This window comes from Mycolicibacterium tusciae (assembly GCF_002086795.1).
In the GTDB taxonomy this organism is placed as follows: domain Bacteria; phylum Actinomycetota; class Actinomycetes; order Mycobacteriales; family Mycobacteriaceae; genus Mycobacterium; species Mycobacterium tusciae.
On sequence record NZ_MVIM01000002.1, the window covers coordinates 151070 to 169770 of the forward strand.

The 18701-nt window shown below is 66.5% G+C and carries 20 protein-coding genes; 8 read left to right on the forward strand and 12 right to left on the reverse strand.

The genetic code is table 11. The features are described from left to right. Positions 1-11 precede the first annotated feature (11 nt). Positions 12-1154 carry an Mrp/NBP35 family ATP-binding protein gene (locus BST47_RS03795; protein ID WP_083123889.1) on the forward strand — a complete coding sequence of 381 codons (1143 nt, stop codon included), beginning with the start codon at positions 12-14 and terminating at the stop codon, positions 1152-1154. Here BST47_RS03795 and tatB read toward each other — a convergent pair. The 4 genes from tatB to sigE form a co-directional block, all read right to left on the reverse strand. After that, complete coding sequence (tatB, locus tag BST47_RS03800) at positions 1151-1573, reverse strand: Sec-independent protein translocase protein TatB (protein ID WP_083123890.1); 423 nt, start codon at positions 1571-1573, stop codon at positions 1151-1153. The two genes, BST47_RS03795 and tatB, sit on opposite strands and share 4 nt — an antisense overlap. Before the next feature lie 2 nt (positions 1574-1575). Continuing rightward, entirely contained in the window at positions 1576-3066 is a 1491-nt protein-coding gene (gene htrA, locus BST47_RS03805; RefSeq protein WP_083123891.1) for a serine protease HtrA, read from the reverse strand. Positions 3067-3135: 69 nt separating this feature from the next. Then, positions 3136-3537 carry an anti-sigma E factor RseA gene (rseA, locus tag BST47_RS03810; RefSeq protein ID WP_083123892.1) on the reverse strand — a complete coding sequence of 134 codons (402 nt, stop codon included), beginning with the start codon at positions 3535-3537 and terminating at the stop codon, positions 3136-3138. An 88-nt stretch (positions 3538-3625) separates the two neighbouring features. Then, positions 3626-4414: an RNA polymerase sigma factor SigE gene (gene sigE / locus BST47_RS03815; RefSeq protein ID WP_083123893.1), complete on the reverse strand. Its 789-nt coding sequence runs from the start codon at positions 4412-4414 to the stop codon at positions 3626-3628. A 177-nt stretch (positions 4415-4591) separates the two neighbouring features. Between sigE and BST47_RS03820 the strand changes: the two genes are divergently transcribed. The 4 genes from BST47_RS03820 (at position 4592) to BST47_RS03835 (ending at position 8557) form a co-directional block, all read left to right on the forward strand. Then, the gene (locus BST47_RS03820; RefSeq protein ID WP_083123894.1) at positions 4592-5257 is read left to right on the forward strand and encodes an O-methyltransferase; all 666 of its coding nucleotides are present in this window, start codon (positions 4592-4594) and stop codon (positions 5255-5257) included. A gap of 102 nt (positions 5258-5359) precedes the next feature. Continuing rightward, positions 5360-6046: a TetR/AcrR family transcriptional regulator gene (locus BST47_RS03825; RefSeq protein ID WP_083123895.1), complete on the forward strand. Its 687-nt coding sequence runs from the start codon at positions 5360-5362 to the stop codon at positions 6044-6046. Beyond that, entirely contained in the window at positions 6018-6953 is a 936-nt protein-coding gene (locus tag BST47_RS03830; protein ID WP_083123896.1) for an ABC transporter ATP-binding protein, read from the forward strand. Before BST47_RS03825 ends, BST47_RS03830 begins: the two co-directional genes overlap by 29 nt. Then, positions 6950-8557: an ABC transporter permease gene (locus BST47_RS03835; protein ID WP_083123897.1), complete on the forward strand. Its 1608-nt coding sequence runs from the start codon at positions 6950-6952 to the stop codon at positions 8555-8557. Before BST47_RS03830 ends, BST47_RS03835 begins: the two co-directional genes overlap by 4 nt. Before the next feature lie 32 nt (positions 8558-8589). On the opposite strand, the gene BST47_RS03840 is transcribed toward BST47_RS03835, so the two are convergent. Continuing rightward, positions 8590-9876, reverse strand: a complete 1287-nt coding sequence (locus tag BST47_RS03840) for a 13E12 repeat family protein (protein WP_083123898.1) — start codon at positions 9874-9876, stop codon at positions 8590-8592. A 59-nt stretch (positions 9877-9935) separates the two neighbouring features. Here BST47_RS03840 and BST47_RS03845 point away from each other — a divergent pair, with 59 nt between their 5' ends. After that, on the forward strand, positions 9936-10514 hold the full coding sequence (locus BST47_RS03845) for a DUF4126 domain-containing protein (protein ID WP_083123899.1): 579 nt from the start codon (positions 9936-9938) through the stop codon (positions 10512-10514). Here BST47_RS03845 and glgC read toward each other — a convergent pair. Further along, a complete protein-coding gene (gene glgC, locus BST47_RS03850) occupies positions 10511-11725 on the reverse strand; it encodes a glucose-1-phosphate adenylyltransferase (protein WP_083123900.1) in 1215 nt (404 codons plus the stop codon). The genes BST47_RS03845 and glgC overlap by 4 nt on opposite strands. 136 nt (positions 11726-11861) lie before the next feature. On the opposite strand from glgC, the gene glgA reads away from it, so the two are divergent. Further along, complete coding sequence (gene glgA, locus BST47_RS03855) at positions 11862-13025, forward strand: glycogen synthase (RefSeq protein WP_083123901.1); 1164 nt, start codon at positions 11862-11864, stop codon at positions 13023-13025. A gap of 27 nt (positions 13026-13052) precedes the next feature. On the opposite strand, the gene BST47_RS03860 is transcribed toward glgA, so the two are convergent. The 5 genes from BST47_RS03860 to folP form a co-directional block, all read right to left on the reverse strand. Continuing rightward, positions 13053-13220: a DUF3117 domain-containing protein gene (locus tag BST47_RS03860; protein ID WP_003406247.1), complete on the reverse strand. Its 168-nt coding sequence runs from the start codon at positions 13218-13220 to the stop codon at positions 13053-13055. Between the two features lie 125 nt (positions 13221-13345). Further along, a complete protein-coding gene (locus BST47_RS03865) occupies positions 13346-13927 on the reverse strand; it encodes a DNA-3-methyladenine glycosylase I (RefSeq protein WP_083123902.1) in 582 nt (193 codons plus the stop codon). Continuing rightward, on the reverse strand, positions 13924-14298 hold the full coding sequence (locus tag BST47_RS03870) for a DivIVA domain-containing protein (protein ID WP_083123903.1): 375 nt from the start codon (positions 14296-14298) through the stop codon (positions 13924-13926). The genes BST47_RS03865 and BST47_RS03870 overlap by 4 nt, the downstream gene beginning before the upstream one ends. Positions 14299-14368: 70 nt before the next feature. Beyond that, positions 14369-15331 (reverse strand): glucosyl-3-phosphoglycerate synthase, encoded by a 963-nt coding sequence (locus BST47_RS03875; protein ID WP_083123904.1) that lies wholly within the window; start codon positions 15329-15331, stop codon positions 14369-14371. After that, positions 15328-16203, reverse strand: coding sequence for a dihydropteroate synthase (gene folP, locus BST47_RS03880; protein ID WP_083124258.1), 876 nt, complete (start codon positions 16201-16203; stop codon positions 15328-15330). Before folP ends, BST47_RS03875 begins: the two co-directional genes overlap by 4 nt. A gap of 107 nt (positions 16204-16310) precedes the next feature. Here folP and BST47_RS03885 point away from each other — a divergent pair, with 107 nt between their 5' ends. Continuing rightward, the gene (locus BST47_RS03885) at positions 16311-16847 is read left to right on the forward strand and encodes a dihydrofolate reductase family protein (RefSeq protein WP_083123905.1); all 537 of its coding nucleotides are present in this window, start codon (positions 16311-16313) and stop codon (positions 16845-16847) included. Here BST47_RS03885 and fadD6 read toward each other — a convergent pair. Continuing rightward, positions 16844-18655, reverse strand: coding sequence for a long-chain-acyl-CoA synthetase FadD6 (gene fadD6, locus BST47_RS03890; protein ID WP_083123906.1), 1812 nt, complete (start codon positions 18653-18655; stop codon positions 16844-16846). The genes BST47_RS03885 and fadD6 overlap by 4 nt on opposite strands. Positions 18656-18701: the final 46 nt, after the last annotated feature.

Here is an 18701-nt window from a genome sequence, read left to right on the forward strand (position 1 = left end):
ACTCGACAGCGATGTCCACTACTTCTCCTGACCTGGAGTCCGCGGTCCGTTCGGGGCTGGCGAAGGTAATCGATCCGGAACTGCGGCGGCCGATCACCGAGCTCGGCATGGTGAAAAACGTCACCATCGAGCCCGACGGCGGGGTGCACGTCGAGATTTACCTCACCACTTCGGCGTGCCCGAAGAAGAACGAGATCTCCCAACTCGTGAGCCAAGCCGTCGCCGATGTCCCGGGCACGGGTCACGCGAAGGTGACCCTCGACGTGATGAGCGACGAGCAGCGCACCGAGTTGCGCAAGCAGCTACGCGGCGATTCCCGCGAGCCCGTCATCCCCTTCGCCCAGCCCGGTTCGCTCACCCGGGTATACGCCGTGGCGTCGGGTAAGGGCGGCGTCGGCAAGTCCAGCGTCACCGTCAACCTGGCCGCGGCGATGGCCGCGCGCGGGCTGTCGGTGGGCGTGCTGGACGCCGACATCTACGGGCATTCGGTGCCGCGGATGATGGGCACGACCGACCGACCGACCCAGGTCGAGTCGATGATCGTGCCGCCCGTCGCGCATGACGTCCGCGTCATCTCGATCTCGATGTTCACCCAGGGCAACACCCCGGTGGTGTGGCGCGGACCGATGCTGCACCGCGCACTACAGCAGTTTCTCGCCGACGTGTACTGGGGCGATCTGGACGTCCTGCTGCTCGACCTGCCGCCGGGCACCGGAGACATCGCCATCTCGGTGGCCCAGCTGATCCCCGGAGCGGAGATCTTGGTGGTGACGACACCTCAGCTGGCGGCCGCCGAGGTGGCCGAGCGCGCAGGCGCCATCGCACTGCAGACCCGTCAGCGCATCGTCGGCGTGGTCGAGAACATGTCCGGTCTGCTGCTCCCTGACGGCACGACGATGCAGATCTTCGGCGAGGGCGGCGGCAAGCAGGTCGCCGAGAGCCTGACCCGTGCGGTGGGCGCCGACGTGCCGCTGCTGGGCCAGGTCCCGCTGGATCCCGCACTGGTCGCCGCAGGCCACGACGGGGTACCGCTGGTGCTCTCGGCACCGGATTCGGTGGCGGGCAAGGAGTTGCGCAACATCGCCGATGCGCTGTCGAGCCGCAAGCGGGGACTCGCGGGCATGTCGCTGGGCCTGGACCCGGCCGGCCGTTAGGTCGCGTCGCTGTCGTAGGGGGTTTTCGCCGGGACTTCGGGCGTCTCGGGTTGCGGTGGCTCCTGCGGTGACACCGGCTTCGGCGCACCGTCACTCACGGGCTTCTCCGCGTTGGCCGCGGGGGTGTCCACCTTGCCCGTGAAGATCGAATCATCGCCGTCGAGAAGATGTTTCGTGAGCGCGGCACGCGGCGTCATCCCCCGCAGCTTGTTCAGCTGACTCAACGGCTCCCGAAGGTCGTCGAACTCCGGACCAAGATCGTCGCGCAGCTGGCTGGTGGCGCCGCTGATGTAGTCGCGGGCCTGCCGCAGCGTGCTCGACGTCCACCGGATCGCACCGGGGAGCCGTTCGGGGCCCAGGATCACCAAACCGGCGATCACCAGGACGAGCATCTCGCCCCAGCCGACGTTCGCGAACATCTCTAGGTGCTGTTGTCGGGGCCGGGGTTGACGGTCAGGACGACGGGCCTGCCGTCACGCATGACCTCGATGGGCGCGTCCTGCCCGATCTTGAGTTGGCGCACAGCGACGACGAATTCGTCTGCGTCAGCGACGGTTCGGTCACCCACCTTGACGACAACGTCGTTTTCCAGGATGCCCGCCTTCTCGGCCGGGCTGCCTGCCTTCACGTTGGCGACCTGGGCGCCCGACGCGAGGTCGTTGCTCACCGAGCGGGCGGTCAGACCCAGTGTCGGATGCGCGATCTTCCCGTCGCGGATCAGCGACTCTATGACCGTCTTGACCTCGTTCACCGGAATCGCGAAGCCCAGGCCACTGGCGCTGTCCGACAACGATTTGCCCGCCGTGTTGATACCGATGACGTCACCGTTCATGTCGATGAGCGGGCCACCGGAGTTGCCGTGGTTGATCGACGCGTCGGTCTGCACCCCGTCGATGACGGTGTCGGTGTCCGAACCGTCACCAGACAGCGGCACCGGGCGGTGCAGCGCGCTGATGATGCCCGCCGTGACGGTGCTGCGCAGACCCAGCGGGGCTCCGGCGGCGATCACCTCTTCGCCGACATAGAGCTTGTCGGAGTCGCCCAGCTTGGCGACCGTCAGGTTGTCCACGTTGTCGACCTTGAGCACGGCGAGGTCGGTCTTCGGATCACGGCCGACGAGGTTGGCGGGCACTTCCTTGCCGTCGTTGAAGACCACGGTCATCTTGTACTTGCTCGCGTTGACCGCGGCCTCGGAGATCACATGGTTGTTGGTGACGATGTAGCCGCGGCCGTCGACCACGACACCGGAGCCCTGCGAGCCCTCCTCGTCGCTCTTGGTCTCGATCGTGACCACTGAATCGGCAATCGCCCCAGCAACTTTGGCGAACCGGCCCTCCGGCGCGTCGCCGACGTCGCTGGTCTCGAGCGTCACCTTGGAGGTGGTGAACGCCTGGACCACCTCGGCCGTCGTACGGCCGACCCAGCCGCCGGCGAACCCGATCACGAGCGCGACGATGCCGAGCACCGCGAGCGCGACGTAGGAGACCTTGCCGCCGAACAGGACGTCGCGCACGCCTAGCTTGCCGGTGCTGACGTTGGACGCTGCGCGGGGCGGCTGCGTCATCGCCGGAGTGCCCAGCTCCACCGGGGCACCTGGATTGCGCCACGGATCATCGGGTTGGTCGGTCCCCGGGCCTTCGCGCTCGGCGTCCAGCGCACCGGCATCGGCGGGGTGACGCTGCAGCGAATCGCCGCCGGCGTAGGGCCGGCCGAACGCCTCGGCCAGCACGGGATCGGGCGGCTGGTCCTTCGGCGTGTAGGCGCCTTGATCGCGGTATTTCTCCGCACCCTGAAAAGATCCGCTGACGCCGTCGGGCCTGCCGAACGCACGCCGTGACGCCGGGTCGACAGGCGGCCGCGACACCGGCCGCGGCTCGAGACGTTCGCGTCCGGTCTCGTCCAGATTGCTCACCCGTTCATCACCTCTATCCGAGCACCAGCAATGGCCGGCGCACGCCGTTGATCGATTTTGATATCCACCCTACCGGCGCTTACGGCGGCCTTGCTGGGCGCCTTCAGCTAACTGCGAGTCCTGTGTCGCCGCGGTCGGATCGGGGGCGTTGCCGCTGCACAGCGGAATCTGCGACAGCTGGCCCAGCAACGAGCTCGGGATGGCTATCGGATGAGATTCCCGCAGCGCACTGCGTGCCTGACGCTGTGCGTCGACCTCTGCGGCGCACTGCGGACACAGCGAAAGATGACTGGCCGCGCGCAGATGAGGAGTGAGTCGGAGTTCGTTGTCGACGAACGCCGCGATGGCCTCCGTCGACAGATGCTCAGTGGATCCGAACTGCCGAGGCCCCACGGGCGCTTCGCTCTGAGATGCCAGCTGGGTAGGCAGCCAGGAGAACGCACGGCGGAACATGTGCCCCGGGTCGACCATCGCCCAGCTCCTCTCGGCGTACTCGCGTCGCGTCAACGTTACTGATTCGAATGTAGCGCGGCGCGCGGCGCCAAACACCTGCGAACACTCAGGCTGACTTGGCCGTGTCCCGGTAGTGGGTCGAATCCCCGTCACCGTGGCGGGCCAAATGGTCGCGCAGCGCCTGCCTGCCGCGGTGAATGCGGCTGCGGACGGTGCCGAGCTTGACGCCTAACGTCGCGCCGATCTCCTCGTAAGACAAGCCCTCGACGTCGCACAGGACCACGGCGGCACGAAACTCCGGCGGCAGCGAGTCCAGCGCGGCCTGCAGGTCGGGACCCAGTCGCGAGTCGTGGTAGATCTGCTCGGGGTTCGGATCGTCGGCGGGCACCCGGTCGTAGTCCTCGGGCAGCGCCTCCATGCGGATGCGGCCGCGCCTGCGAACCATGTCCAGGAACAGGTTCGTGGTGATGCGGTGGAGCCAGCCCTCGAACGTGCCCGGCTGATAGTTCTGCACCGAGCGGAAGACGCGGATGAACGTCTCCTGCGTGAGGTCCTCGGCGTCGTGCTGGTTGCCGGACAGGCGGTAGGCCAGTCGGTAGACGCGATCAGCATGCTGGCGCACGAGCTCGTCCCAGGACGGCATCGTGGTGTGGTCACCCGTGGCGTCGAACACGGCGGTTCCGGTCAGTTCGTCGGAAGGCTCAACCCATTCCCCGTCGGTGTACTGCTCGAGATGAGCCATCGACGATGGCGCGGCCGGCGCAGTTGGGGCGTTCGAATTCTTCGTCAGATCCTCCTGTTGACAGCCGTCGTCATTTATCGACGGCCCGACGATGGCGGCAACGTGAAACTCCCCGCGCTTATTCCCGGTATCCCAACGCCCGCCGTCATCCATGGGACATACCGTCTCCGACCCTGGTGTGTTTGGCATATGAGCACACTGAACATTTCCTGAGAAAGATCTTCTACCCATTTTCGACCTGCGAGAACCAGGCCATTTCGACGGAAATCCGCAGTTCGGGGACGGGCGTGTCGCGGGCGTGCCCTCCGGAGGAGGTTCTACGCTGCGGGCATGGCTGGCATCGACGACGTGATAGGCGGCGGGCCGCAGAATCGCGCCGAGTCGATCGTCAAGCATGCCGAGCAGTCGATCTCGGAGGACGCGATCGTCGCGGCCGCCCGTGAACGCGCGGTCGAACTGGGCGCCGGCGCGGTCACGCCCGCCGTCGGGGCGCTGCTGTGCGTGTTCGCCAAGATGACCGGAGCCAAGGCGGTCGTCGAGGTGGGTACCGGGGCCGGGGTGAGCGGGTTGTGGCTGCTGTCGGGCATGCGCGAGGACGGCGTGCTCACCACCATCGACGTCGAGCCCGAACATCAGCGCATCGCGAAGCAGGCGTTCACCGAGGCCGGTGTCGGCCCCGGCCGCAGCAGGTTGATCAGCGGCCGGGCGCAGGAAGTGCTCACCCGACTCGCCGACGAGTCCTACGACCTCGTGTTCATCGATGCCGATCCGGCCGATCAGCCGCAATTCGTGACGGAAGGCGTGCGACTGCTGCGCTCCGGCGGCGCCATCGTGGTGCATCGCGCCGCGCTGGGCGGGCGGGCCGGCGACGCTCATGCCAACGACGCCGAGGTGGCCGCGGTACGCGAGGCCGCGCGGCTCATCGCGGAGGACGAGCGGCTCACGCCGGTGCTGATCCCGTTGGGCGACGGCTTGCTCGCCGCTGCCCGCGACTAGAGGCCACTTCGCCACGTCAGGCGGACGATGGCGCGATCTTTACGGACTCTTGACGGGCTGACCCCTTGACCGCGGGCTGAACGCGCGTTTAGCGTACTAAACATGCGTTCAGCCCCTGACGATCGGACGGCCATCGCCCGGATTCGCGATGCCGCGATCGACCAGTGGGGCAGAGACGGCTTCAACGTCGGGCTCCGGACCATCGCCGAGGCCGCAGGCGTGTCCGCCGCGCTGGTGATCCACCATTTCGGCTCCAAGGACGGCCTGCGCAAGGCGTGCGACGACCACATCACCGAGATGGTGCGCGAGTCCAAGACCGAGTCCATGCGCACCACCGACCCGGCCGACTGGCTCGCACAGGTCGCCGAAATCGAGGAGTACGCCCCGATGATGGCGTATCTGGTGCGCAGCATGCAGTCGGGTAGCGACCTCGCAAAGTCGTTCTGGCAGCGCATGATCGACAACGCCGAGCAGTATATCGAGGAGGGCGTTCAGGCAGGCATTCTCAAGCCGAGCCGCGACCCGAAGGCCAGGGCGAGATACCTCAGCATTATCAACGGCGGCGGTTTCCTGCTCTACCTACAAATGCATGACGACCCCACCGACCTTCGGGCCGTGCTGCGCGATTACGGCGAAGACATGATGCTGCCCGCGCTGGAGATGTTCACCAACGGCCTGATGGCCGACTCGACGATGTACGACGCGTTCCTGGCACAACACGAAAAAGGCATCCCGTTCACATCTGGAGAAGGAGATGGAAATGACGGCACCGTCCCTACAGCGGACTAATGCTGGCGCGCGATCCGAACTCGCGGTCGAAATTCGGGGACTGTCAAAGTCTTTCGGACGAACCCAAGCACTCGACGGTCTCGACCTGACTGTTGCGCACGGCGACATCGCGGGATTCCTCGGCCCCAACGGAGCGGGCAAGTCCACCACGATCCGCGTGCTGCTCGGCCTGCTGCGCGCCGACGGCGGAACAGTACGGCTGCTCGGCGGCGACCCGTGGCACGATGCCGTCGACCTGCACCGCCGAATCGCCTACGTCCCGGGTGACGTGACACTGTGGCCCAACCTGACCGGCCTGCAAGCCATCGACTTCCTGGCCCGCCTACGCGGCAACGGCGTCGACACCCGCAGACGCGACCAGCTGATCGAGCGCTTCGAACTCGACCCGCACAAGAAGGCGCGCACCTACTCGAAGGGCAACCGGCAGAAGGTGGCGATTGTCGCCGCGTTCTCCACCAACGCCGAGCTCTACATTCTCGACGAGCCGACTTCTGGACTGGACCCGTTGATGGAGAAGGCGTTTCAGCAGTGCGTCGAGGAAGTGACCGGACACGGTGCGGCGGTGCTGCTGTCCAGCCATATCCTCGCCGAGGTCGAGAAGCTGTGCGACACCGTGACGATCATTCGCTCCGGCCGCACCGTGAAGTCGGGCTCGCTCGACGAGCTGCGGCACCTGATGCGGACAACGGTTACGGTGCGCACCCGCACCGATGGGCAAGCGCTGCAACGCAGTCCGTTCGTTCACGACTTCGCGATCAACGATGGCCACTACACGTTCTCCGTTGACCGCAACGAACTCGACCGCGCCATGGGTGAACTCACCGACCTGGGCATCCTCGACCTGACCGTGACACCGGCATCGCTCGAAGACCTGTTCCTGCGTGAGTACCAGGGGGCCTCGCGATGAGCACCGCCCTCGCACCGCACACAGCTCAACGCAACGCCGGATTGTGGACGGGCACGCTGAGCCTGCTCCGGCTGGCTCTGCGCCGCGACCGAATTCGCCTTTCGATCTGGCTGGCTGCCGTGACGCTGATGATGGTGTACGCCCCCAACGCGATCAGGCTGGCTTATCCGGACGAGGCGCAACGGCAGGCCCGGGTAAACCTGATGAAGACGCCGGCGGCGATCATCATGGGCGGGCCCATGTTCGGCGGCAACGAAACCGACCTCGGCGCGATGATGGCCAACGAGCTCATGCTCACCATGATCGTCGCGACGTCGATCCTGGCCATTCTGACCGTGATTCGGCACACCCGCGCCGAGGAAGAAAGCGGCGCAGCGGAACTGGTGCTGTCCTCGGTTGTCGGACGCTATGCACGAACGACCGCCGCTTTGATGATGGTCGGTGGTGTGAACGCCGCGCTGACGGTGACGATGACGCTGGCTATGGCCTCCACCGGTTTCGGGCTGGTCGATACCGCCGCGATGTGCCTCGGCATCACAGGGGTGGCCATGGTTTTCGGCGCGGTGGCCGCCGTCACCGCCCAGCTGTGGCGGCAATCGCGCACCGCCGCCGGCGCCGCGATGGCCATACTTGCGCTGGCCGTCTTCGTCCGCGGGATCGGCGACGTCATCGAGAACTCCGGCAGCGCGCTGAGCTGGTTCTCGCCGATCGCATGGGCGCAGCAGATGCGGGCATTCGTCGACGTGCGCTGGTGGCCGTTCGCCCTCCTCGTCGTCCTGACGCTCGGGCTGATCGCGCTGGCGGCCGGCCTGGAGAGCAGACGGCAGTACGACGACGGCACCATCCCGTCCACCGGCGAGCGTCCCAACGCGCACGCCATCAGAACCGTGCTCGGTCTGCATCTGACGCTGCAACGCGGCCAGACCATCGGCTGGGCGGTCGGGCTCTTCCTGGGCGGCTTGGCCTTTGGCTCGATGACAAAATCGCTGCTGGACGCCGCCAAGGAGAACGAACTCATTCAACGCGTGCTGGTGGCGCAGGGCACCGACAGCGTGTACACCACGATGACGCAGTTCCTCGCCGCCGCGGCCACCGCGTACGTCGTCTCGTCGGTGCTGCGGGTGTACGGCGACGAAGAGAAGGGCCTCGGCGAAGCTGTGCTGGCCGGCGCGGTGTCACGGTGGCGCTGGCTGCTCACCGCCGTCGCCTCGGCACTCGTCGGCTCCGCCGTTCTGATGTTCTTCGCCGGCCTGGGCAACGGTCTGGGTGCAGGTATCACGCTCGGGGAACCGGGCACGATCGTGCGGCTGACGTTGGCGGGCCTGGCCTACGTGCCGGCGATGGCCGTGATGGCGGGTATCGCGGCGGTCGGGGTCGCGATCAGAAGGGGCTGGATCGGCTGGCTCGCAGTCACGTTCGTCGTCGTATCGCTGTACCTCGGTGCGCTCCTGCGCCTGCCGAGCTGGCTGCTCGACCTTTCCCCCGTCGGCCAGACCACCGCGCCGTCGGACTACCCGGTTCTGGCCCTGGCCGTGATGATCGTCGTGGCCGCGGCCCTGACATTCGCCGCCGGCGCCATCTATCGCCGTCGCGATGCCCTGTGAGTAAAGGGAGCCTCCACCCTCTGGTGACGAGGTCAGGCGGCGGTCAACCCGGCGAGGTGATCGGCGATCAGCACCTCGATGGCGCTGGGCTTGAATACGACGACGTCGTTGAGCATTGGCGGTGCATGTGATTCGTGGTGCGAGCCAGTGGGCGTGACGTACACCGCCTTGTGACGCTGGCCATCGGCGTCGAAGGTATGGACTGTCCAGCCCGGTGCTTCCTTCGCGTAATTGCAGGCCTCACACTCGCCGAGACCGTTTACGGCAGTGGTGGAACCACTGCGCGCGTGCGGTGTGGCGTGGTCGGTATGTCGTATCGGCGCGTCGCAATACGGCGTACGGCAGGTGTCGTCCCTCAATGCGATGAATTGCGCGAGACCCTTCGGAAACAGCCGCGATCGGGACTCCATCGCGACCAATGCTCCCGAATCGGGATGGCGATAAAGCCGGCGCAGGGTGGCTTTGGACCGCTCGTCGGTGATCGCGTCGCCCGCCAGACGGCACGCGATTGCGGCGGGCACCGGACCGTACCCGGGAACTCGTGCCGGTGTGGTGCCACCGCCGAACAGCGTCTCATCGGTCAGAACAAGGTTGACCGCGATGGGGACCGGGACGTCAGCGGGTTGACCGGTGACGCGCTCGACAAGGGTGTCGGCCATGATCTGGCCACGACTGCGGCCGTCGAAAGTGGTGTCGGCCTCGCGCTTCAGGGCGGCGTAGACAGACACACCCTGCGCCATGGGGAGTAGAGCGGTCACGTAGGTCATCGCGTCGGGGGCCGGCCGGACGGTAACGGTGCGCTCGGATTGAGCGCGGACCGCCTTGTCCACGACAACCTGCGGATCGAGTTCGTAAGCGATGGCCTTGGCGTCAGCCTCAATCCGCTTGTCGCCGAGGCCCTCCAACGCAGACTGGTCGGCGCACATTCTGGCATCCAGGGTTCGGCGGTCCTCGAGCGAAAGGCACGCCGACTCGCGCACGATCAGGGTCGCGCGCCATTCGGAGAGCGCACCGGCTTCCAACGCCGAGAGGGTGTGCGGCATCTCGTGGACGAGCGCCCTGGCGAAGCCGAGGTGCCGGCCGCCCCGGTTCGGGGAATCGTGACGGGCGAGCGCGATCTCGGCGGCGAGGCCGCGCCCACGTTTCGTGGCGGGCACGCCATCGGCTGCCTCGCGAGCGCGGCGGGCCACGTCGAGTTCGGCGGTGACCCTGGCCTGTTCGGCAGCCGCGGCGGCCTTGCCGCGTTCGAGCTCCGCGATACGGTCGACCAGCGACGCCTCATAGGCGAGAGGGTCGGCGACCGCGTGCGATTCGAACATACTTTCGACCCTACTCCGAGGCGCCGACACGACGGGTCACGCCATCGCATAATGCGTAAATGGAGCTGCTGACCGGATTCGGGTTGGCCACCGCCGCGGGACTGAACGCGTACATCCCGCTACTGGCGCTCGGACTGCTATCGCGGTTCACCGACCTCGTCACCCTGCCCCACGGGTGGACTTGGCTCGAGAACGGCTGGGTGATGGCCATCGTCGCCGTGCTGCTGATCGTCGAGATCGTCGCCGACAAGGTTCCCGCGCTGGACAGCATCAACGACGCGATCCAAACCTTCGTCCGCCCGACGGCCGGCGGCATCGTGTTCGGGTCGGGCACCGCGGCGCAAACCAACGCCGTCGCCGACCCGGGCGCCTTCGCACAATCGGGTCAGTGGATCCCCGTCGCTATCGGTGTCGTTGTCGCGCTGGTGGTGTCGTTGACGAAGTCCGCGGTGCGGCCGGCCGCCAACGTGGCCACGGCAGGCGTTGCCGCACCGGTGCTGAGCACGGTCGAGGACGGCATCAGCGTCGGGCTGGTCTTCGTGGCGATCCTGGTCCCGGTGCTGGTGCTGGTGGCCGTCGTCGTGCTGGCCTGGGCGGTCTGGCACCTCGTGCGCAGACGACGCCGGAAACCCGCCTAGATCCAGACGCCCTTTCCGACGGCGACGACACCGCCGGAGCTGATGGCGAAGCGTTCGCGGTCTCTCTCCAAATCAACGCCCACCATCTCGCCCGGCCCCACGACGACGTTCTTGTCCAAGATCGCGTGGCGCACCACGGCCCCGCGACCGATTCGGGTGCCCGGCATGATCACGCTGCCCTCCACGATCGCACCGTCGTCAACGACGACGTTGGACGACAGCACCGAGTTGCGCACCGACGCCGCCGAAATGATGCTGCCCGCGCCTACCACCGACTCCTGAGCTGAGCCGCCGTTGACGAACTTCGCCGGCGCCAGATTCGCCGACTCGCCGAGGATCGGCCAACGCCGGTTGTACAGGTTGAACACCGGATGCACCGAAACCAGGTCCATGTGAGCGTCGTAGAACGCATCGAGGGTTCCGACGTCCCGCCAGTAACCGTGATCGCGCTCGGTGGAACCGGGGACCTCGTTGTCATTGAAGTCGTACACCGCGGCCATGCCGTCGTTCACGAGTCGCGGGATGATGTCGCCGCCCATGTCGTGATCGGAGTGGTCCTCGTCGGCGTCGGCCTTTATCGCGTCTACGAGCACCTTGGTGCTGAAGATGTAGTTGCCCATCGACGCGAACGTCTGCTCGGGATCGTCGGGCGTGCCCGGCGGATCGGAGGGCTTTTCGATGAACGCGCGGATGCGTCCCGACTCGTCGGAGTCAATGACACCGAACGCACTCGCTTCCGAGCGCGGCACCCGGATCCCCGCGACGGTGACACCCGCGCCGCTCTCGATGTGGAAGTGCAGCATCTGCTCCGGATCCATCCGGTAGATGTGGTCGGCACCGAACACGACGACGTAGTCGGGGTCCTCGTCGTAGACGAGGTTCAGCGACTGCAGGATGGCGTCCGCGGAACCGGTGTACCACCGCGGACCGAGGCGCTGCTGCGCGGGCACCGGGGTGATGTACTCGCCGGCAAGCCCCGAAAGCCTCCAGTTCTGCGAGATGTGACGGTCCAGCGAATGCGATTTGTATTGCGTCAGAACGCAGATCTTCAAATATCGTGCGTTGACGAGATTCGACAACACGAAGTCGATCAGCCGGTACGCACCGCCGAAGGGGACCGCGGGCTTGGCCCGATCGGCGGTCAATGGGTACAGCCGCTTGCCTTCGCCGCCAGCCAGGACGATACCCAGCACGTGTGGCAGTTCCCGCATGATCCAAACCTATCCGCCCCCGCCGACCGGGGCTAGGCATTCGCAGCTGTCTGTCAAGGTTATTGACACCTAATCGCATTCGAAAACAAGGATGCGGCCCTGAGATACGGCCCTCTTTTTCGGTACCGTCATCTGCATGCGGGTGGCGATGATGACTCGGGAGTATCCACCCGAGGTCTATGGCGGGGCAGGCGTTCACGTCACCGAGCTCGTCGCCCAGCTGCGTCACCTATGCGAGGTCGACGTGCACTGCATGGGCGCGCCGCGCGAAGGCGCGATCGTCGCGCAACCCGATCCCACGTTGCTGGGCGCCAACCCCGCCCTGTCCACGTTGTCGGCGGACCTCAGCATGGTCAACACCTCGGGTCAGGCCAACGTGGTGCATTCCCACACCTGGTACACCGGGATGGCGGGCCACCTGGCCGCGCTGCTGTACGGCGTTCCACATGTGCTGACCGCACACTCGCTGGAGCCGATGCGGCCGTGGAAGGCAGAACAGCTCGGCGGTGGATACCGGGTGTCGTCCTGGGTGGAGAAGACCGCGGTGGAAGCAGCCGACGCGGTGATCGCCGTCAGCTCGGGCATGCGCGACGACGTGCTGAGCACCTATCCGGCGCTGGACCCGAACCGGGTGCACGTGGTGCGCAACGGGATCGACACCGAGGTGTGGTACCCGGCCCCGCCCGAACCGGGCGAGTCGGTGCTCGCCGAACTCGGCGTCGACATGACCCGGCCGATCGTCGCGTTCGTCGGGCGCATCACCCGCCAAAAGGGCGTCCCGCATTTGATCGCGGCGGCACACAGATTCGCCCCCGATATCCAGCTGGTGCTCTGCGCGGGCGCACCCGACACCCCTGAAATCGCCGCGGAGGTCACCGCGGCCGTACAGGATCTGGCGCGCAGCCGCACGGGCGTCTTCTGGGTGCGCGAGATGTTGCCGATCTCGAAGATTCGCGAAATTCTTTCCGCCGCAACCGTTTTCGCCTGCCCATCGGTATACGAACCGCTCGGCATCGTCAACTTGGAGGCAATGGCCTGCGCAACGGCGGTGGTGGCGTCCGACGTCGGCGGTATCCCCGAGGTGGTGGCCGACGGCCACACCGGCGCCCTGGTCCACTATGACAAGGACGACCCGACGGGCTATGAGTCGCGGCTGGCCGACGCGGTCAACACGGTGGTGGCCGACCCGCAACGCGCCGCGCAATACGGTCAGGCGGGCAGGCAGCGCTGCATTGACGAGTTCTCGTGGGCGCACATCGCCGAGCAGACCCTCGAGATCTATCGGAAGGTGGCTTCCTAGGCGCGCAGGCTCACGGGCACGCGCTGACTAACTGGTGACGCCCTTGAGCTCGTCGCCAAGGGCTGCCGCCTCATCGGGGGTCAGTTCGACGACCAAACGTCCGCCGCCCTCCAGCGGTACCCGCATCACGATGCCTCGCCCCTCCTTGGTTGCTTCCAGTGGACCGTCTCCGGTCCGGGGCTTCATCGCCGCCATCGAGTGCTCCCTCCACATGAGCCAGCCCGCACGGTGGGCCTAACGAATCCCCTCTATTGTTCCCTATCCGCGGCTTCGCGTGTGCAAAGACCCGGCGATGGCCACCTCGACGCCCCCTCGACAGGTCACTGGAATGTCGCTGGCACCCAGCAGTCTGCCGTGTGATCGTCGACCATTCCGGTCGCCTGCATCAGGGCGTAGGCCGTCGTCGGCCCGACGAACCGAAAGCCTCGCCGCTTCAGTTCCTTGGCCATCGCGGTCGACTCCGGGGTGACCGCCGGGACGTCGGACATGGCGGCCGGGCGTGGCCTCTGTGGCGGCGCGAAAGACCACAGCAACTCGCCGAAGTCCACATCCAGATCAGCGACCGCGCGGGCATTGGCGATGGTCGCCTCGATCTTCGCGCGGTTACGCACGATGCCGGCGTCCTCCATCAACCTGGCGATGTCGCGGTCGCGGTAGCCTGCGACGCGCTCGACGTCGAACTGGTGAAACGCTCGACGGAAGTTCTCCCGCTTGCGCAGGATGATCAGCCACGACAGGCCGCTCTGGAACGCCTCCAGCGTCACGCGCTCGAACAGTGCAGTCGAGTCGCGCAGCGGCCGGCCCCACTCGGTGTCGTGGTAATCCCGGTAAAGGACGAAATCGTCTGGCGACAAGCGCGATTCGTCGATCCACGCACACCGGACACGATCGTCCGCGGTCACGATTCGCCCTCGGCCTCCGACGACGGCAGCGCGTGCGCTCCGCCCTCGATGTGGCGCGGGTCCCCGTCGTCGTCTTCGATCCCGTGAGCCGCACGGACGGCGGCCAACTGCCCGCGCACCAGGTCGAGCTCCTGGCCCAATCGGTCGAGCACCCAGTCCACCTCACTGGTCTTGTAACCGCGCAGGGTCTGGCTGAACTTGACCGCCTCGACGTCGGCGCAGGTGACGCCGGAGGCCGGCAATACCGTGGCAGTCGTATCGCGCGGCAACGGCGGCAACGACTCGCCACGTCCGAAGAGCACACTGCCCAGTGCGAACAGCACGATGGCGATCAGAACCAGCACGACCAGATACAGCAGAACCAGCGTCACGTCCTCGATACTGCCCGATGCCTCCGACAGGCAGCGACAGGCACCGCACCCCCCGCGCGCCGGCGCGCTCCTACAAGCCTGGCCGCAGGGTCTGCATCGGCGGCCGGTCGACGAGCGACACCTCTGAGGTGCGCGGTGTGAAACCGTCGCCGTCGGCGAAGAACTGGGTCAGGCCGACGCCGGAATCCGGCACTCCGCACCGCGACAACAGGGTCGCGATGACCTGTCGGCTCATCGCGGCAAGCTCGGTCAGCGGCCGGTTGCGGTGCTCCCGGACGCCGAGGTTCACTTGCGCTATCGCATTCAGACCAAGGCGGTCGTACGTATCGACCAGCAGGCCGATCTCCACGCCGTAGCCGGGTGCGAACGGCACCGAGGTCAGCAGCTCACGGGTGCCCGCATACTCGCCGCCCAGCGGCTGCAGCAAGCAGGTCAGTTCGGGGCGCAGCGCGGCGAGCAGCGGCCTGGCCACGAGCTCGGTGACACGCCCGCCGCCGTTGGCGTCCTCGCTGCCGCTGACCTTGAGCGGCCGCCGGTAGAACCCCTTGACCAGATGCACACCCTCAGCCGTGAGCAGCGGACCCAGGAGCTTGGGCACGAACATGGGGTCGGGGTCGATCAGGTCGGAGTCGACGAAGACGACGATGTCGCCGGTCGTGACGGCCAGCGAGCGCCACAGCACCTCGCCTTTACCGGGCTGCGGTGCGACCTCCGGCAAGGCCACCTCGCGGCTGATCACCCTGGCGCCGGCGGCCAGCGCGCGGATCTCGGTGTCGTCCGTCGATCCGGAATCGAGCACGATGAGCTCGTCGACCAGGCCGCCGAGCAGCGGCGTGATGGTCTCGACGACGCTTGCGACCGTCTCTTCCTCGTTGAGGGCGGGCAGCACCACCGAGATGGTGCGGGATCCCTTCGCGGCCACGAGTTCTTCGATCGTCCACATGGGCCGGCTCCAGCTGTTGTCGGCCAGCCAAGGGTGTGCCGCGATATCGGTGGCGGCCAGCTCCGTTGGCTGTTCAATTAGCACAGTCATGCCAGTCCCCTCACTGTGCGCGTCGGTGGACGCGTTCCGTGGATCGACGCGACCATTTCCAGTACGCGTCGAGTGGAACTCACCTCATGCACTCGGAACATGGCGGCGCCATCGGCGGCGGCCAGTGCGGTCGCAGCCAACGTGCCTTCCAGGCGTTCAGTCAGGTCCACACCCAGAGTTTCCCCGACGAAATCTTTGTTGCTCAGCGCCATCAGGACCGGCCATCCAGTATTTACAAGGTCTTTTACGTGGCGCAACAAACTAAGACCGTGATAAGTGTTCTTGCCGAAATCGTGGGTCGGATCGATCAAGATGGCGTCCCGCGCGACCCCGGAAGCGACCGCACGCTCGGCCGCGGCGGTCACCTCTTCGATGACATCGTCGACGACGCCGCGTTCGGAGATGCCGTAATTGACGCGGAACGGGCGGGTGCGCGGCACTGCACCGCCGGTGTGCGAACAGACCAAGCCGGCGCCGAACTCCGCGGCGACCTCAGCCAGCGCTGGGTCATGACCGCCCCAGGTGTCGTTGATCAGGTCCGCACCGGCCGCGCAGGCCTGCTTGGCCACCACCGCACGCCAGGTGTCGACGCTGATCAGCTGGTCGGGATAGGTGTCGCGGAGCCATTCGATGAAGGGGACGACGCGGGCGATCTCCTCGTCGACGTCGACCGAGCTGCCCGGCCCCGCCTTGACGCCGCCCACGTCGACGATGTCGGCGCCGTCGGAGATCACGCGGTGGGCGGCCGTCTTGGCGGCCTCGTCGGTGAAAGTGGCGCCGCGATCGTAGAAAGAATCCGGCGTGCGGTTGACGATCGCCATGATCAGCGCGCGGTCACCGGCTACCGGGCGACCGAGAAACGTCGACTGCACGCCCTCCAGGCTACGTTTCCCGGGGTTCAGCGATTCAGTCGATGAGGTTTGGGCCGAGCTGGAGTCCATCCAGGCGAACATTGGTGAATCCGAGAAGAGGAGTAGCGATGCGCCGCGTCGTCCTGTTTCACATGTGGTCGCTCGACGGCGTCGCCGAGGAGCCCGGCGATTGGGTCTTCGACGTTGATCAGGCCGTATTCGACAACATCGCCGGGGTGATCGGCCGCCAGGACGCCGTGCTGCTGGGCCGCGGCACGTACGACTACTGGTCGGGGCACTGGCCCAATGAAGGCGAGGAGCCGTTCCGGAGCTTCATCAACGCCACCACGAAGCACGTGTTCACCTCCCGACCGCTCGAGCCCGAATGGTCCAACACGGTCGTCGTCGGCGCCCCCGCCGAAACGTATGTGCGCGACCTCAAGGAGGGTGATGGCGGGGACATCGGCATCCACGCAAGCGTCGGGTTGGCCAAGTCGCTGCACGACGCCGGACTGATCGACGACTACCGGCTGCTCGTCGCACCAACGTTCGCCGGGCGCGGGTATCGGATGTTCGACGGTCAGCAGGAACTGCGCCGCCTCGAGTTGGTCGACGCGCAGGCCACCGAGACCGGGGCGCTACTGCTGCACTATCGGAATCGCTAGTTCTTGGGTTTCTTGCCCGCCGCGACCTCGTCGGGGTACTCGTCGTAGAACTCGACGTAGCCCTCCTCGCGACCGGACAGCACGTAGATCGGGTCCTCGATCTTCACGTCGTCCTCGTCGCCCTCGCCGGTGCTGCCGCCGTAGCCCTCCTTGCGCAGGTCCACCTTCTGGCTCTTGAACGTCGACGTATGTGCGAGTTCCTTGACCACTCGCACGAACAGCGGCACGGCATATCCCGGAAGCTTGTCGTAGACGGCCTTGGCCAACGCCTTGCCGTCGAACTCTTCGCCTTCCTTGAGCTGGATCGCCGCCATTCCGGCCCGGCCGCCAGCCCCTTCGACCTCGACGCCGAATACCGTGGCTTCCTCGACTTGGGGGTCGGTCGACACGGCCGCCTCGACCTCGGTGGTCGCGACGTTCTCGCCCTTCCACCGGAACGTGTCGCCGAGACGGTCTGTGAACGCCGCGTGGCCAAAGCCCTGCGACCGCATCAGGTCACCGGTGTTGAACCAGACGTCGCCTTCCTTGAACGCGTCGCGGACGAGCTTCTTTTCGGATTCCTTTTGGTCGGTGTAACCGTCAAAAGGCTGGAAGTTGCTGACCTTCGACAGCAGCAGGCCGGGTTCGCCGTTGCGCACCTTCTTGACGCGGCCCTTGTCGTCGCGCGTCGGCTCGCCGGTGTCGGCGTCGTATTCGACGAATGCCACCGGTGTGGGGCAGATGCCGGTGGTCTTGTCGAGGTTGAAGAAGTTGACGAACGCTGTGTTTCCCTCGCTGGCCGCATAGAACTCGCAGACCCGGTCGATGCCGAAGCGCTCGGTGAAGTCGTCCCAGATCGCGGGCCGCAAGCCGTTACCACCAATCACCCGGACCCTGTGCTTGCGGTCCGTGTCCTTCTCAGCCTGGTTGAGGAGGTAGGCGCAGATCTCACCGATGTAGACGAAAGCCGTCGAGTCATAGCGGATCACGTCGTCCCAGAACTTCGACGCCGAGAACGACTTGCCGAGCGCCAGCGTCGCACCCGAGTTCAGCACCGCCGACAACGCGACCGTCAGCGCGTTGTTGTGGTACAGCGGCAGGCAGCAGTACAGAGTGTCGCTCGCATTCAGCCGCATGCCCATGCCGCCGAACCCGGCGAGCGCGCGCAGCCAGCGGTAGTGGGTCATCACGCTGGCCTTGGGCATGCCGGTGGTGCCCGAAGTGAAGATGTAGAACGCCTTGTCCTTGGCCAGCACCGCGGAAGCCGACGCCGGATTCGTGGTCGGCGCAGTCGCGGCCAGCCGCTGGAACTCGTCGAGCGTCACGAGCCCGTCGGTCTCCGCGCCACTCTCCTTGATGGGGTCGACGATGTCGGGGTCGGCGATGACGACCTTGGCACCCAACAGGCCGAGGCTGTGCGCGAGCACGTCGCCGCGCTGGTTGTAGTTCAGCATCCCGGAGATGGCGCCGCACTTGACCGTCGCCAGCATCAGCAGCACCGGATCCGGCGAATTGCGCAGCATGATGCCGACGACGTCACCGTGGCCGACACCGCGGGCGGCAAGCACCGCGGCGTAGCGATTCACCGTCTCGTTGGCCTCGCGGTAGGTGATCTCGCGGTCATCAAACTTGAGGAACAGCCGGTCGGCGTGCTGCTCGGCACGCTCCTGGAACACCTTGCCGATCGATGTCTTGCCGGTCGGCCGTGCCCCGAAGCCAGTGATGACACCGCGCAGGATCGTCGGCATGTCCATGATCAGACCTGGCACTTGGCTTGCGATGTCGAGCAGACCGACGCTGCTCCGGACGCCGGATTTCTGGTCGGCCATGCGGTGAGTCCCCTCCGGTGTTCGGTTACCGAACACACCCTATCGG